The sequence below is a fragment of the Enterococcus sp. AZ095a genome (assembly GCF_050546735.1).
GTDB classification, from domain to species: Bacteria; Bacillota; Bacilli; order Lactobacillales; family Enterococcaceae; genus Enterococcus_D; species Enterococcus_D entomosocium.
The window spans coordinates 428,784-443,995 of sequence record NZ_CP172953.1 but is presented as its reverse complement, the minus strand read 5'-3'; the positions used below and the strand labels follow the sequence as shown (position 1 = coordinate 443,995).

General features: G+C 46.0%; 12 protein-coding genes. 4 read left to right on the top strand and 8 right to left on the bottom strand.

Annotated features, from left to right (window positions below; genetic code table 11):
* Window positions 1-61 precede the first annotated feature (61 nt).
* Window positions 62-982: a LysR family transcriptional regulator gene (locus tag IGJ26_RS02100; RefSeq protein ID WP_430599819.1), complete on the top strand. Its 921-nt coding sequence runs from the start codon at window positions 62-64 to the stop codon at window positions 980-982.
* Window positions 983-1,110: 128 nt separating this feature from the next.
* Here IGJ26_RS02100 and IGJ26_RS02095 read toward each other — a convergent pair whose 3' ends face one another.
* From IGJ26_RS02095 to IGJ26_RS02075, 5 genes are all read right to left on the bottom strand, one after another.
* Window positions 1,111-3,477, bottom strand: a complete 2,367-nt coding sequence (locus IGJ26_RS02095) for a phosphoketolase family protein (protein WP_430599818.1) — start codon at window positions 3,475-3,477, stop codon at window positions 1,111-1,113.
* A 196-nt stretch (window positions 3,478-3,673) separates the two neighbouring features.
* A complete protein-coding gene (gene araA / locus IGJ26_RS02090; RefSeq protein ID WP_430599817.1) occupies window positions 3,674-5,098 on the bottom strand; it encodes an L-arabinose isomerase in 1,425 nt (474 codons plus the stop codon).
* Between the two features lie 19 nt (window positions 5,099-5,117).
* Window positions 5,118-5,813 (bottom strand): L-ribulose-5-phosphate 4-epimerase, encoded by a 696-nt coding sequence (locus IGJ26_RS02085; protein WP_008376133.1) that lies wholly within the window; start codon window positions 5,811-5,813, stop codon window positions 5,118-5,120.
* Window positions 5,814-5,832: 19 nt separating this feature from the next.
* Complete coding sequence (locus IGJ26_RS02080; protein ID WP_430599816.1) at window positions 5,833-7,428, bottom strand: xylulokinase; 1,596 nt, start codon at window positions 7,426-7,428, stop codon at window positions 5,833-5,835.
* A 4-nt stretch (window positions 7,429-7,432) separates the two neighbouring features.
* Window positions 7,433-8,539, bottom strand: a complete 1,107-nt coding sequence (locus IGJ26_RS02075) for a GntR family transcriptional regulator (protein ID WP_429947004.1) — start codon at window positions 8,537-8,539, stop codon at window positions 7,433-7,435.
* 165 nt (window positions 8,540-8,704) lie between these two features.
* Between IGJ26_RS02075 and IGJ26_RS02070 the strand changes: the two genes are divergently transcribed.
* The 3 genes from IGJ26_RS02070 to IGJ26_RS02060 all read left to right on the top strand — a co-directional run bounded on the left by IGJ26_RS02070 (window position 8,705) and on the right by IGJ26_RS02060 (window position 11,796).
* Entirely contained in the window at window positions 8,705-9,544 is an 840-nt protein-coding gene (locus IGJ26_RS02070; RefSeq protein WP_194187887.1) for an SHOCT domain-containing protein, read from the top strand.
* Window positions 9,545-9,874: 330 nt separating this feature from the next.
* The gene (locus IGJ26_RS02065; protein ID WP_223272959.1) at window positions 9,875-10,579 is read left to right on the top strand and encodes a helix-turn-helix domain-containing protein; all 705 of its coding nucleotides are present in this window, start codon (window positions 9,875-9,877) and stop codon (window positions 10,577-10,579) included.
* A 107-nt stretch (window positions 10,580-10,686) separates the two neighbouring features.
* Entirely contained in the window at window positions 10,687-11,796 is a 1,110-nt protein-coding gene (locus IGJ26_RS02060; protein WP_008376142.1) for an ABC transporter ATP-binding protein, read from the top strand.
* 129 nt (window positions 11,797-11,925) lie between these two features.
* On the opposite strand, the gene IGJ26_RS02055 is transcribed toward IGJ26_RS02060, so the two are convergent.
* From IGJ26_RS02055 to mmsB, 3 genes are all read right to left on the bottom strand, one after another.
* Window positions 11,926-13,446 carry an alpha-L-fucosidase gene (locus tag IGJ26_RS02055; protein ID WP_430599815.1) on the bottom strand — a complete coding sequence of 507 codons (1,521 nt, stop codon included), beginning with the start codon at window positions 13,444-13,446 and terminating at the stop codon, window positions 11,926-11,928.
* Window positions 13,447-13,666: 220 nt separating this feature from the next.
* Window positions 13,667-14,002: a PTS sugar transporter subunit IIB gene (locus IGJ26_RS02050; RefSeq protein WP_005232241.1), complete on the bottom strand. Its 336-nt coding sequence runs from the start codon at window positions 14,000-14,002 to the stop codon at window positions 13,667-13,669.
* Window positions 14,003-14,014: 12 nt separating this feature from the next.
* The gene (gene mmsB / locus IGJ26_RS02045) at window positions 14,015-15,211 is read right to left on the bottom strand and encodes a multiple monosaccharide ABC transporter permease (RefSeq protein ID WP_005227258.1); all 1,197 of its coding nucleotides are present in this window, start codon (window positions 15,209-15,211) and stop codon (window positions 14,015-14,017) included.
* Between the last annotated feature and the right edge of the window lies 1 nt (window position 15,212).

Here is a 15,212-nt window from a genome sequence, read left to right as displayed (position 1 = left end):
TACTTATAAACTTATATATTCCATAGGCAATACCTATAACACAAAAAGGAGGTTGCTTCCCATGCGTATCCAGCAGCTTGAATATTTGGAAAAAATCGTAGAGACCGGCTCTTTCAATGAAGCCGCCAAACAGCTTTTCATCAGTCAGCCATCCCTCTCCCAATCCATGAAAGAGTTGGAAAAAGAGTATGATCTGCAGCTGTTTTACCGCAGTAAATTAGGGGTGACCTTGACCGATGATGGCCGTTCCTTTCTCAACTATGCTCGAAATGTTTTAGACCAAGTCAATCTCTTGGACGAACGCTTTCGCAAAGACAGCCATCGCAAGCATGTTTTCAGTGTTTCCGCACAACACTATGCCTTCGTCGTCCACGCCTTCGTGGAACTGGTCAAACAGTTAGGGGAAGATGAATTTCAATTCACCTTGCGGGAGACCCAGACACAAAATGTACTGGATGATATCCAGACGTTTAAGAGCGAATTGGGGGTCATTTATCTGAATGATTTCAACACGACGGTCCTCACCCGTTTGATCCACGAAAAAGACCTGCAATTCATTCCTTTGTTTGAAGCCAAACCCCACGTCTTCATCGGCCGAGAAAATCCCCTGACTCAGAAAAAAAGCATCACATTAGCTGATTTGGAACCTTATACCTATTTGTCGTACGAACAAGGGGAAACCAATTCCTTCTACTTTTCTGAAGAGATCTTAAGCACTTTACAACGCAAAAAACACATTCGCATCAGCGATCGTGCCACGATCTTCAATTTGATGGTGGGTCTCAACGGCTATACCATCAGCTCTGGGATCATCAGCAGTGAGCTGAATGATGAAAAAATCGTTGCGATTCCTTTGGAAGTCGATGATGCGATGACACTAGGTTACCTCAAACACAAGAAAATGGAACTGAGTGAGATGGCTTTGGACTATCTCGCCTTGTTGAAACAGCATATCAAAAATTACGGTTTCGACGTCTTTTAAAAAAACGATCCGCAGACAGTCGGTCGGGCTTCCTTGGTAAGGCGTCCCGACCCTGTTGCGGATCGTTTTGTACTGTTTGTTCTTCTTCTGTTCTTAAATTATCTTTCGCTGATGTAGTGGAGAAAAAATCAACGCAATGGTTTCCATTCCCACTCTTCGACTTCGGCGATATCATAGCCGTTTTCTCGAATAAAGTCATGGTGATACGCAACGGTGTCTGCCATTTTTTTGGCAAAGTCCGTTGCTTTTTCTCCATAGACCCATTCGGCGGCGTCTTTGGCTAAGTGGAAGCGATCCAATTCAGAAAGGATCCGCATATCAAACGGTGTCGTGATGTCGCCATTTTCTCGGTACCCATGAATATGAAGCTGTTGGTTGCGACGGCCAAAGAAGATGTCGCGAATCAGTCCTTCATACCCGTGGAAAGCAAACACGATCGGTTTGTCTTTCGTAAAGTAGGCTTCGAATGCTTCATCGCTCAACCCACGAGGATCGACTTCTGGACGACGCAATTTCAATAGATCGACCACATTGATGAAGCGGACTTTCAACTCTGGGAAGGCTTCAATCAGCAAGGAAACAGCAGCTAATGCTTCCAAATTCGGTTCCGTCCCGGCAGCTGCGATCACGATGTCCGGTTCTTGTCCTTCATCTGTCGATGCCCAGTCGATGACTTTCAAGCCATCTTTGACAAGCACTTTCGCTTCATCCGCCGAATAAAACTGCGGACGTGGGTGTTTCGAAGAGACCACTAGATTGATCTTTTCTTCAGAAGCGAGCGTTTCTGCCATGACAGCCATCAAGCTATTGGCATCGGCTGGCAAGTAGACCCGCACAAAGTCGGCTTTTTTCTCTGCAATATGGGTCATGATCCCTGGATCTTGGTGGGTGTACCCATTATGGTCTTGTTGGAAGACCGTTGATGAAGCGATCAAATTCAATGAGGGGTACGGGTTGCGCCAGTCAAGATCATGGGCTTTTCGTAACCATTTGAAGTGCTGCGTGATCATAGAATCAACGACTCTTAGGAATGACTCGTAGCTGGCAAAGAAGCCATGACGCCCCGTCAGCACATAGCCTTCCAAGAAGCCTTCTGCTTGATGTTCTGATAATTGTGAATCAATCACACGGCCCACTGAAGACAGCCATTCATCATAATCAGGATGTTTTGGCTCCAACCATTGGCGGTCCGTGACTTCGAACACATGGTTCAACCGATTGGATTTGGCTTCATCTGGGCCAAAAATGCGGAAGTTGTCAGGATTTTCTTTGATGATGTCACGGGCAAATTTCCCAAAGACCATCATATCTTGGGCCGTCGTTTCCCCTGGTGTCTCAATCGCAATGGCATGTGCTTGCCAATCTGGCAAGCGTAGCGGTTGCGGATCGATCCCCCCGTTGGTGATTGGGTTGACAGCCATCCGTTGCTCCCCTTTTGGCGCCAATGCTTGAATCTCAGCATTGATGCGGCCGTTTTCGTCAAAAAGCTCTTCTGGACGATAAGACTGCAGCCAATCCGTCAAAGCATCCACGTGTTCCATATGTTTCGCATTGACAGGGATCGGCACTTGGTGGGCACGGAAGCCCCCTTCAATCGGCTCGCCATCCCAGACTTTCGGTCCAGTCCACCCTTTTGGTGTGCGAACGATTAAAACAGGCCAATGAGGCATAGCGGCTTCTTCCGCAGAACCTTTGCGGGCTTCTGCTTGGATCGCGTGGATCTGTTCGATGGCTTGATCCATCTTCTGTGCCAATTGCGGATGAACCGCTTCTGGATCGTCCCCTTCTACGAAATAAGGGGTCCAACCCATGCCTTCAAAATATTTCGTGAGATCTTGGTCGCTTTTACGAGCCAAAATCGTTGGATTGGCAATTTTGGCGCCATTCAAATGCAAGATAGGCAAAATTGCGCCATCATTGACTGGGTTGATAAAGGTATTTGAAAACCAGCTGCCCGCTAACGGTCCGGTTTCGGCTTCACCATCACCGACCACTACTGCTGCAATGACATCGGGATTGTCTAAAATAGCTCCGGTAGCGTGGGCGATGGAATAGCCTAGCTCGCCGCCTTCATGGATCGAACCTGGCGTTTCAGGTGCCGCATGAGAAGCGATCCCACCTGGGAAAGAGAAAGTTTTGAATAAATGTTTCATCCCTGCTTCGTCTTGGGTGGCTTTTGGATAGATCTCGCTGTAGCTGCCGTCTAAATAAGCATTCGCAACCATGACTTGTCCGCCATGGCCCGGTCCTTCGATATAAAACATGTTTAAGTCGTACTTATTGATGACGCGATTGAGATGGGTGTAAATAAAATTTTGTCCGGCGATCGTTCCCCAGTGACCAATTGGATTCACTTTCAAGTCTTTTTCTTCGATGGGGCGGCGCAATAAGGGATTGTCTTTCAAATAGATCTGACCAACGGAAAGGTAGTTGGCTGCTCGCCACCAAGCGTTCATTTTCTGATAATACTCTGGTGTATCGTAGGTTGTCTTCATTGTGCTCCTCCTTTTAGTCCATTGTTCCACTCTTACATAAAAGTCTATGCCCCCTATATTTAAAAGTCAATTTTGCTGATTGCTGGTGCTTTCAAGGGTTTGCTTGCCCGCACTTTACAGCCAGAAGGCAAGAAAGCTTAAGAAAAACGCAAAGAAACCGCCGGCATAGCCAACGGTTCCTTTTGTGATTGTGTACTTATTTGATCGTTACGTATTCTAATCCTACAAGTTTCGCCCATGTTTCGATCTGATCAGAATTTAAGACAAGTGAGACAACGGTGTGATGGCCACCGCCTGTTTCGATCCACTGTTTGACGCCATCGTGGAAGTTTGGTTTTGGCGTCCACATTACTCGTGCAACCGGTAGTTTTGGTGCTTCTTCAGTTGGCTCAAAGGCATCGACTTCATTGATCAATAATTTGTAGTGAGTGCCAAAGTCGGCCATCGAAACCACGACACCTTCGCCGCCTTGGCCGTCAAAGACGAGCCGGGCTGGGTCTTCACGATCCCCCATCGACAATGGCGAAACCACGATTTTTGGTTTGCTGGCTGCTAATACCGGATCGACTTCCATCATGTGGGATTGCAAGATGGCTTCTTTTCCTGGTGTCAGCTCATAGGTGTAGTCTTCCATAAAGCCAGTCGCTTTATTGTGAGCCATGATTTTCATCAAGCGGTCAATAGCGGCTGTTTTCCAGTCCCCTTCACCGGCAAACCCATAGCCTTCTGCCATCAAGCGTTGTACAGCTAAACCAGGCAACTGCTGCATACCATACAAGTCTTCAAAGTTCGTGGTGAATGCCGTATAGCCGCCTGCTTTAAGGAAGCGGCGCAGACCGATTTCTTGTTTGGCTTGTGCTTTGACATGACGTGCCCACTCTTCTTTGTCGTAATCACCATAATCGAAATCATACAGCTGGCTGTATTCTTCAAAGAGTGCATCGATTTCTTCGTCAGTCACCGCATCGACAACTTGTACCAAATCGCCGATCCCAAAATAATCAACGGTCCAACCAAATTGGATCTGTGCTTCGACTTTGTCTCCTTCCGTCACCCCAACGTTACGCATGTTGTCGCCAAAACGAGCGACTTTAATTTGGAAGCTTTCATTGTAGCCGACTGCCACGTCCATCCAAGCAGCAATTTCTTTTTGGATGGCTTCATTTTTCCAATAACCGACAACGATTTTGTTTTGCTTTTTCAAACGGGCATTGATAAATCCGTATTCTCGGTCACCATGAGCCGCTTGGTTCAAGTTCATAAAGTCCATATCGATGGTTTCCCATGGAATTTGTTCATTGTATTGAGTGGCAAGGTGCAGCAATGGTTTTTGTAATAATTTCGTGCCGCGAATCCACATTTTTGCAGGTGAGAAGGTGTGCATCCAGGTGATCACCCCAGCGACTTCATCCCGATAGTTGACTTCTTTCATGATTTTCGTAATCGTATCGGCAGTAACAGCGAGTTCTTGTAAAACGACTGGATAAGGCAGCTTTGAGCTGTCATTTAAGCTTTTGACCATTTCTTCTGCATGGTCCCGTACTTCTTGTAATGCTTCTTCTCCATATAAGTGCTGTGATCCTACGACGAACCAAAATTCTTTTTTCCCGATTTCTAACATTCTACTTGCTCCTTTTTCGTTATTTTTGCCCGTAATAGGCATTTTCTCCATGTTTGCGTAAATAATGTTTGTCTAAGACCCGCTGCGGCAATTCGGGTGCGTAACTGTTGAGCTGGCGCGTGATAAAATTCATCTTAGCGACTTCTTCTAAGACCACTGCGTTCATCACCGCCGCATCCGCCGTTTTGCCCCAGGTAAACGGTCCATGACCGTGAAGCAAGACACCAGGAATTTCTTCTGGCGTGATGCCGCGTTCCTTAAAGGTTTCGACGATCACCTGTCCTGTTTGTGCTTCATAGCCTTCATCGATCTCGGCTTGCGTCAAAAAGCGGGCACAGGGGACTGCTCCATAAAACGTATCGGCATGGGTCGTGCCCATCGCTGGCAGATCGAGTCCTGCCTGAGCCCAGCTCGTCGCCCAAGTAGAATGGGTATGGACGATCCCACCAATTTCTGGAAATGCTTTGTATAAAACGGCATGCGTCGGCGTATCGGAGGAAGGATTTTTTGCTCCTTCCACTACGTTGCCCTCAAAATCACAAACCACCATATCACTGGCTTGCATGGTTTCATAGTCAACACCGCTAGGTTTGATGACAAACAACTGCTGTTGGCGATCCACTGCTGACACATTGCCCCAGGTGTATTTGATCAATCCTTGCTTCGGCAATGCCAAATTGGCTTGAAAGACTTCTTCTTTTAATCCTTCTAACACAAAATTCCCTTCTTTCTTTTTAAATCAACGCATCGATTGCCGCTTGCTCGATCGGCAACCCTGCTTGGTAACGTTGGGTAAAGACGGTGAATCCCTGAATGTCCGCTTCCGTTGGGACTAACGTCACGCCGTGATCATTTTTAAACACTTGATCTGCTAAAAATGCGGCCAAGGATTGTTCTGGCTTGTGGCGGCGTAGGTATGCTGCTAAAAGGGCGATCCCCCAGGCGCCGCCTTCACCAGCCGTTTCCAGGACCGTAACTGGCGCTTCCATGACAGCTGCCAAGACACGCTGGGCAACTTCTGGCGTCTTGAAGATCCCACCGTGACCAACGATTCGATCGAGGGCAACGTCTTCGGCTTCCAGAATCTTCATCCCGATCTTCATCGCACCAAAGGCACTAAACAGATGTAAGCGCATAAAACTTGCTAAAGTAAAAGAACTCTCTGGCGATCGGACGAAAAGCGGTCGTCCTTCAGGGATCTTGGTGATATTTTCACCAGAATAATAGCCATAAGAGAGCATCCCACCACAGTCTGAATCCCCTTTCAATGCTTCGTTGAACAAGGTCGCAAACAATTCTTCCGTGGAGAGTTTCATTCCAGCTGCGTCGGCAAATTCGCGGAAAAGTTTGACCCAGGCATTGATCTCCGAGGTACAGTTATTCGTATGGACCATCCCCACCAAATCACCAGAAGGCGTCGTGACCAAATCGATCTCTGGATACACTTGCGTTAAGGGTTCTTCTAAAACGATCATGGCAAAAGCCGACGTCCCGGCTGAAACATTCCCGCTTCGCTGTGCCACACTATTCGTGGCAACCATGCCAGTGCCCGCATCGCCTTCTGGCGGACATAACGGGATGCCGGCTTGCAAGGTACCGGTTGGGTCGAGTTTTTTTGCGCCTTCTGCCGTCAATGTGCCGGCTGGTTCGCCTGCTGTCAACACTTGTGGCAAAAGGTCTTTGATCTGCCAAGGATACCCCTGACTGCTGATTTGCGCATCAAATTGCTGCAGCATATTCGCATCATAGTTTTTTGTCGTACTATCGATTGGGAACATCCCAGATGCATCACCGATTCCGATAACTTTTTCTCCTGTCAGCTGCCAATGGACATAGCCGGCTAAGGTAGTGAAAAAAGCGACCTCTGGTACGTGAGCTTCTTGATTCAAAATCGCTTGATACAAGTGCGCGATACTCCAACGCTGCGGGATGTTGTATTGGAACAATGCCGTCAAAGTTTTTTCTGCTTCTTCCGTGATCGCATTGCGCCATGTCCGAAAAGGGACCAACAGCGTGCCTTGCTGATCAAAGGCCATATAGCCGTGCATCATTGCAGAAAAACCGATACTGCCGATCGTCGTCAAAGGTACCTCGAATTGCTGCTGGATATTGTGCGCCAACTCTTGGTAGCTGGCTTGCAGTCCTTGCCAAATCGCTTCTAGCGAGTAGGTCCAAATCCCTTGCTCCAATTGATTTTCCCATTCAAAGCTGCCAGAAGCGATCGTCTGAAACCGCTCATCGATCAAGACAGCTTTGATCCGTGTCGAGCCTAGCTCGATCCCAAGAGACGTGCGCCCGTCAATAATTGCTTGCCTTACTTGTTGCGTCATCTTCTTACTCTCCTTTTTGGTTATTGACTGAACCGCGAACGATCAGCTCTGGTTCAAAATAAAAGTGTTGTGCTTCTGTTGCCTTCCCTGTAGTGATCCATTGTGCTGCCAATTCCCCCATCGCTTCTTTCGGGTGAGTCAGTGTGGTGATCGTCGGTGTGGACAAGGTGCTAAGGGGCGAGTCATCGTTTCCTACGATCGAAAAATCAGTAGGAACGTTCTTCCCAGCAGCCGTCAATGCTTGAATCAAACGATGCGCGATCTCATCGTTGTAACAAACGATGCCTGTGACTTGATTATCGGCAGCCGTCAAGCGCTGGATCGCTTGTTCAATAACGGCTTCTTTCGTCTCCGTCGTATACGTCAAGACGTCTTCTGCTGCAAACGTCCGCTTGGCTTGGGTCAACGCTTTGACAAACCCTTTCATCCGATATTTCCCTTGTAAGTCATCGATTTTCGTGATCATCATCAACTGCTGATGCTGTTGTTCTAATAGATAATTGGTTGCTAAAAAAACAGAACGTGTATCGTTGACACAAATATGCGGCAAGTCTAGTTCTTCGTAATAGGCATTGATCATGACGAGAGGAATCCCAGCTTCTTGGAGTGCGACATAATAGGCAAGATTCGGGTTGTACTGGCTGCTCTTAGTTGGTTCAACGATCAACCCGTCTACCCCTTGATCCATCATTTGCTGCAAGCACGCTCTTTCTTGCTCATGGTCATTGTTGGTTGAGCCTAAAAGCAGTGAGTAGCCTTGCTCCCGCAATGTCTGCTCCACGCCACGCATGATCGATGGGAAAATATAATCAGACAAATAGGTCATGATGATCCCAATCGTTTTGCGGTTTTTACGATTGACAGTCTCAGGTTTTGAAACGTAGGTACCTGAGCCCCGTTCTTTTCTTAAATAACCTTCATTGACCAAAACAGCGATCGCTTGGCGCACCGTGTGGCGGCTATAATGAAATTCTTCCTGTAAGGTTGCTTCTGAAGGGATCGCATCGCCTTCTTGATAGGTGCCTAAGCGGATCTTTTCTCTTAAGATATCCGCTAGTTGTTCGTACTTATTCGCCATTTTCATCCCATCTTTCAAAAGTTGTCCGTACATCTAAGATACCAAGAAACCGCTTCCTTGTCAATTGCTGCTATACTAATTTTTCTGAAAAAGTAATAGAGAAAAAATTCCAAACGATAATACACCTCGATTTTACTCATAATAAAAATAAACAAGAATAAATTTGTTGTATAATTGAATAAATAGTTAGTTATTTCTATGAAGGAGGCAAACACTTTGACGAGAAATATGAATGAAAATCATGAGGCACCAATCATTCTGTATTCAAAAAAATATCGAGAGAATCGCAGACATGATGCTAGCTGTCGTTGGTTCATTACGAAAAAAGGCGTCTGGATAAACAACACCCATCCAAAAATCCCGGATGAAAAGATTCCCATGGCAAAAATTGCCGATGTGGAATTACATATAGGCAAAGGTCTCTTAGTGGACTACCTCCGACTGCAGGTACCAGGTAATTCTCATCTGCTTTATTTCACCAATCGAATCGATGCCCAAAAAGCCTATGAATTTTTAACGGATCATTTGGCAGCACTTGGCGGACAATCAGCCAAAAGTTACGTGGATGAAGAGGCTGGAGAAATCAAATTACTTTCCTATCAATATCGTGATGCTTGGATCATCGCAGAAGATACCCTCACGATCATCGACTACAAAAAGAAAGAAAAGCAGGTTTTGCAGATTCCCCAGATCACCAGTGTCAGTCTGAAAGAAGTTGCCGAATCTGGTCTTTGGAAAGGCAATGGCTTCTTGGAACTGTATATTGGCGGCGGGGCAATCAGAGAAACCCATTCTCGCAGAAGGACGGAACCAAACCACTCCCTTTGCTTTGCCGAAAAAGACCTGCTGATTGCTCGGATCATACAGCGCTATCTCACTAACTTCCCCCGTGAGCATGCGATACTGCCCCCGCGACCAACTGTAACCCCGACGGAACAGGTCATTGCTGATCTTCGCGAACTGAAAATGCTGGTCGACGAAGGAATTTTGACTGAAGAAGAATTTGCCTTAAAGAAAAAACAACTGTTAGGATTATAGAAGCCATCGCTTCGGGAAAAAAAGCAGTCCTCCTGCCATGCAAAGGCAGAGATTTCGGTGAAGGGCTGTGCTTTTTTCTGGGAAAATTTTGAACGGTTTTTTTAGAACATGCTATACTAAATGAAGAATACGTAGAGTATCTCAAAGGAGGTCTTTCTCATTTTTTCTTTTAATGACATCAAAGCGCGTTTCCCCCAGGCAACGCTGCATGACAAAGTATCCACAACGAAGGACATCGAATCCATCGCTTTCGGCAAAAAATATATTTGGCTGCCAACTGACCAATTAAGTGACAGTGAAAAACTGCTGATCCAACTGGGAAACGGCTCTTTGCAACCAGAAATCGATAACCGAAACCATCCATGGTATCCGATTTTATTTGAACATCAGCCCGTTCAAGACCAAACGTGGGTCCGAATGCTGCAAGTTCATTTCACCCGAACCATTGACTCCTTGCAATCCGAATGGCTCGCAGAGATCCAGCAAATGCTCCCTAGCGTGGTGGATCTTTTTTTCCTCACCGAAGACCATGCGGTGATCGTAGAAAAACAAGACGACACTAATTTACCCATCGAAGATCTCGACGGCTTATTCGTGGCTTTGGATATGGATTTCGACTGCTATTCCCAGCTGTTCGTTGGCCCCTTCCATCACCCACGCCACGACTTCACTACCTTATGGACGAGTGAATCTACCCTGTTTAAAAATGAGTTAAAAACGAAAACTACCAGTAAAAGTATGGATCTGCCCAAAGTGGTCTTCGCTCTTTTTCGCAATGGCTTTTCCGAGTATATTTCCTTGTTTCGTACCTTGTATCTAGATTGGTTTGAAGAAGAGACCGAAACGATCATTCAATCACTGTGGCGCAATCAAGGCAATGCGAGTTCCACTGCCAAAGAACTGTTTATGCATCGGAATTCTCTCCTATATAAGATCGATAAGTTTCAAACACTGACACGTTTAAATTTAAAAAATATGGATGATCTGCTGCTTTGCTATTTACTGATCGACCAATTCACCCATCAGAGCAATTAAACAACCTGCACAAGAAAACGTTTTTTTCTTGTGCAGGTTTCCGTTGCGCATTCGAAGCGTTTTCATTTATGCTATTCATGTAAACTAAATGGAAAGAGGTAATCCCAATGGTAGAAATGGCCTTAAAAAATATCCACAAAAAATATGACAATAATGATGCGTATTCGGTAACTGATTTTAATTTAGATATCGCGGATCGCGAATTTATCGTTTTCGTTGGACCTTCTGGTTGCGGAAAATCAACAACCCTTCGAATGATCGCTGGTTTAGAAGATATTTCTGAAGGCGAATTGAGCATCGGTGGAAAAGTAATGAACGATGTAGCACCAAAAGACCGCGACATCGCGATGGTTTTCCAGAACTACGCATTGTATCCCCATATGACTGTTTTCAACAACATGGCATTTGGTTTGAAATTGCGTAAATACGACAAAGAAGAAATCAAAAAACGCGTAGAAAATGCCGCTGAGATCTTAGGTTTGACAGAATACTTAGATCGTAAACCTGCTGCCCTTTCTGGTGGTCAGCGTCAACGGGTTGCCTTAGGCCGTGCCATCGTTCGTGATGCCAAAGTCTTCTTAATGGATGAGCCGTTGTCAAACTTAGATGCGAAATTGCGGGTTGCCATGCGTGCGGAAATCGCAAAATTACACCAACGTTTAGAAACAACGACGATCTACGTAACCCATGACCAAACAGAAGCGATGACCATGGCTGACCGGATCGTTATCATGAAAGATGGCTTCATTCAACAAATCGGTTCACCAAAAGAAGTCTACAACACGCCGAAAAATATTTTCGTTGCCGGCTTTATCGGTTCACCAGCAATGAACTTCTTCAATGTTACGTTGAATAACGGTATGATCTCTGATGGTCAAAGTTTGAATTTACGTATTCCTGAAGGCAAGAATAAGATTCTTGTTGAAAAAGGCTACGAAGGCAAACAATTAGTCTTTGGTATTCGTCCAGAAGATATCCACAGTGAACAAATCGCATTGGAAGCTTCTCCTGAAGCAACTGTACGTGCTGAAGTGGTCGTATCTGAACTATTAGGTGCAGAAACAATGCTTTATACACGTGTAGGTGCGACTGAATTTATCTCGAAAGTTGATGCCCGCGACTTCCACCGTCCAGGTGAAACAGTTGATTTAGCTTTCAACATCAACAAAGCGCATTTCTTCGACAAAGATTCAGAAAATGTCATCACACTTCCTTAATTTGTAGTTACCATGCACTGTTCTCGGATTTGCCCCCTAGGCAGTCGCATTTAACTAATATCCACTTTTATTCCTTATTTGTATCCCTCAAAAACAGACAGTCAGCCGACTGTCTGTTTTTGGGTTACTTTATTCTTCCTGAGGCACATAGCGCGCGGCCATGGTTTGAATGATCGGTGTTTGCCGAACTTGAGTAAAAACGATTTTGACAGCAGACACGCCGACCGCTTCAAAGCTGATGATTTTTTGATAGCCGATCGTCACTATTTCGGTCAGTAACTGTGGTCCTGCTACAGTTTGCAGAAAAATTTTTGCTTTTTCTACCCGTTGCCCATATTGAATCGCTTCCTTCAATACAAGTGAATTGATGACGACCGGTTCTGCAAAATGTAGGGTCAGCCATGGCCGTTTGTCTTCCAAGTCCGGTTTCCAATACTGGCCAAACGCTTGAGATAGTTGGAGCTTATCCATTCTGCTGGACACACTGGTTGAAGAGCTCGCAAACGTGCCGTTCCTTTCAGTCGTCACCTCTTTCAATTGTTTAATCGAGTGACCTAATTGCTGCAATGCCTTTTGATCCGTTGGATGGATCATACCATCCGGCATCGGCGACACATTAAGTAGAAAAGAACTATTGCCCCCAACGATCTGCTTGTAAAAAGACCAGAGCTCAGCGCCGCTTTTTACTTGTTGGTCTTCTGATGGATGATAAAACCAGCCGGGGCGAATCGATAAGTTGACCTCAGCAGGGTACCAAGCCAATTCGGCAGCTTCTTTAATGCCGTACTTTTTCAGCGCTTGTCGGCTTCCTAAATCGATTTCCATACTGGAAATCGATTGCCGAAACGCTGTGCTATCGGCTTTTTGCGAATGACTCGCTGTTTTTTCAGCATCCTTTAATGCTGCTGGCACCACACTCCATTCTTGAAGTCTGGTTTGCCCCGCTTCGTTTCCTACCCAACGGACATCCGGTCCGCAAACCGCAATCACTGCATTGGGTTGCAGCTCACGAATCACTTGATAATACCGTTCCCAATCATAGTTTTGGCGTTTTCCATTGGGTCCTTCACCATTGGCCCCATCTAACCATATTTCGAATATATCACCATAATTGGTTACAAGTTCTGTCAACTGCGCCGTATAAAAATCATCATAGACTTGCCCCATTCCATAACAAGCTTCATGCTGATCCCAAGGCGATAAATAAATGCCGAATTTCAGGTCTGCTTGACGGCAAGCATCAGAAAGTTCTTTCACTAAATCACCTTGACCATTGCGCCAGGGCGTTGAAGCGACTGTGAAAGCAGTGTGCTGGCTTGGCCATAAGCAAAAGCCGTCATGATGTTTGCAGGTCAAAATGATTCCCTGCATACCGCTTTGCTTCATTGTGGAAACCCATTGATGACAGTCTAGCTTTTGCGGGTCAAATACCGTTGGCGACTCATTGCCGAGCCCCCATTCACGATTGGTCATCGTATTGAGACCAAAGTGGATAAAGCCATAAAATTCCAACTGCTGCCACTGTAGTTGTCGTTTACTGGGGCGAATCTGGGTAAGTTCTGCTGGTTCGATAATCTGTTCCTCCATTCTATGAGTTGTTTGCTGCTTTAAGGAAACAGATACAAGATCGATTCTTGACTGTTTCCTCATTGGAAAAGATCCAACGCCTTTACTGTACTTCCGTCATCTGTACGCTCACTGGCAAACGAAGTACAGGAACTGACTGAAGCACCATTCAATCGACGGGTCTTCCCTATCAGGTGATCAAACTACTTTACGATAAAAAGAGTAGTGCTTGCTTGGGGGATTCGCAAGGCACTACTCTAAACAACATATTCAAACGCTAAAAGACACATCTTTTTACGCGAGCCTAGTGATCGTTTTGTAAGAGGGTCAGGCTGTCTGTAAGGACAGCTTCGCCATCTAACAGCTCGTAATCTGTTTCTTTGATTAATTTATATGGCACCGCTTTGACCATGAGAAAGTCTTTTAATCGATTGACTTCGTACTTCGACTGCGGACCGATCAACAAAGCATCGACTGTTTGCTGCTGCAGGATCTGTTCAGCAATGATGGCTGGTGCCGAATAGATATGCACAGCTAGCCCTTTTTCATCTGCGGCCCGCTGCATGTTTTTCACTAAGAGACCCGTAGTGATGCCGGCGGTACAAATCAATAAAATCGTCTTTTGTGCTTGGTCCTCCATAAACAGGCCCTCCTACGAAATTTTCTTTTTCTTATTGTAGATATCCAACACGACAGCCAGCAGCAAAATCAACCCTTTGATGGCTTGCTGCCAATCGACACCGACCCCTAAGATCGACATCCCATTGTTTAAGACACCCATCACGAGACCACCAACGATCGCCCCCATCACAGTACCAATACCGCCTGAGGTAGAAGCACCGCCGAAATACACTGCGGCCATTGCATCTAATTCCATTGACGTTCCCGCTTGCGGTGTGGCTGCATTCAACCGAGCCGCTAAAACCAAGCCCGCCAAAGCTGCCATCATCCCCATGTTCACGAAGACCCAGAAGGTGATTTTCTTCGTCTTGATTCCCGAAAGTTCGGCTGCTTTTTTGTTGCCGCCGGTTGCATAGATTTGCCGACCAGCGACGGTTTTGTTAGTCAAAAATCCATAGGCAGCCACGATCACCCCTAAGACGATCAAAATGATCGGATACCCTTGATAAGAGGCAAAGATGTAGGTAGCACCGAGAAAAACAACCGCAGTAAAGACGGCTTTAAAGGCAAAGGCTGCCATTGATTCCACTTCAAAAAGATTTTTTTTGCGGCGCTCACGGGTCCGCCATTGGCCTAAAATCAGGATGCCCGTGATCACTACACCTAAAATCATGGAAAGTAAATGGATCTGACCGCCTGCAATATCTGGCAAATAGCCGGTGGAAATTTGTTGGAATGCCTTGGGAAACGGTGCCAATGATTGACCGCCTAAGACGACTTGGGTCAATCCTCGAAACATTAGTAAACCAGACAAGGTCACGATAAATGCTGGGATACCGACATACGCGACCCAGAAGCCTTGCCAGGCACCGATCACTGCGCCCATCAGTAAGCAAAGAGGCACTGCCAACCAAGGACTGATGCCGTTATTGACCATCAAGACGCCTGCAATCGCACCGACAAACGCCATCACGGAGCCTACGGATAGATCGACATGTCCTAACAAGACGACCAAAAGCATACCGGCTGCTAAAACGAGAATATGACTGTTTTGCAACACGAGGTTGGTGATATTCAGCGGCCGCCAGAAAATTCCGTCGGTCATGAGCTGAAAGGCCACCAATAATACTGCTAAGATAATGATCATACTGTATTTGCTAAAGATTTCCAGTGCCTTTTCTTTCAGCGAATGGCTGCGTTCTTTTTTTAATTTATTGGTTGTTTCCATC

Coding starts and splice junctions, on each gene's coding strand:
- IGJ26_RS02055 (WP_430599815.1), bottom strand. CDS start 13,446: ATGAGGAAACAGTCAAGAATCGATCTTGTATCTGTTTCCTTAAAGCAG.
- IGJ26_RS02080 (WP_430599816.1), bottom strand. CDS start 7,428: ATGACGCAACAAGTAAGGCAAGCAATTATTGACGGGCGCACGTCTCTT.
- IGJ26_RS02050 (WP_005232241.1), bottom strand. CDS start 14,002: ATGGAGGACCAAGCACAAAAGACGATTTTATTGATTTGTACCGCCGGC.
- IGJ26_RS02060 (WP_008376142.1), top strand. CDS start 10,687: ATGGTAGAAATGGCCTTAAAAAATATCCACAAAAAATATGACAATAAT.
- mmsB (WP_005227258.1), bottom strand. CDS start 15,211: ATGGAAACAACCAATAAATTAAAAAAAGAACGCAGCCATTCGCTGAAA.
- IGJ26_RS02070 (WP_194187887.1), top strand. CDS start 8,705: ATGAAGGAGGCAAACACTTTGACGAGAAATATGAATGAAAATCATGAG.
- araA (WP_430599817.1), bottom strand. CDS start 5,098: ATGTTAGAAATCGGGAAAAAAGAATTTTGGTTCGTCGTAGGATCACAG.
- IGJ26_RS02095 (WP_430599818.1), bottom strand. CDS start 3,477: ATGAAGACAACCTACGATACACCAGAGTATTATCAGAAAATGAACGCT.
- IGJ26_RS02075 (WP_429947004.1), bottom strand. CDS start 8,539: ATGTACGGACAACTTTTGAAAGATGGGATGAAAATGGCGAATAAGTAC.
- IGJ26_RS02100 (WP_430599819.1), top strand. CDS start 62: ATGCGTATCCAGCAGCTTGAATATTTGGAAAAAATCGTAGAGACCGGC.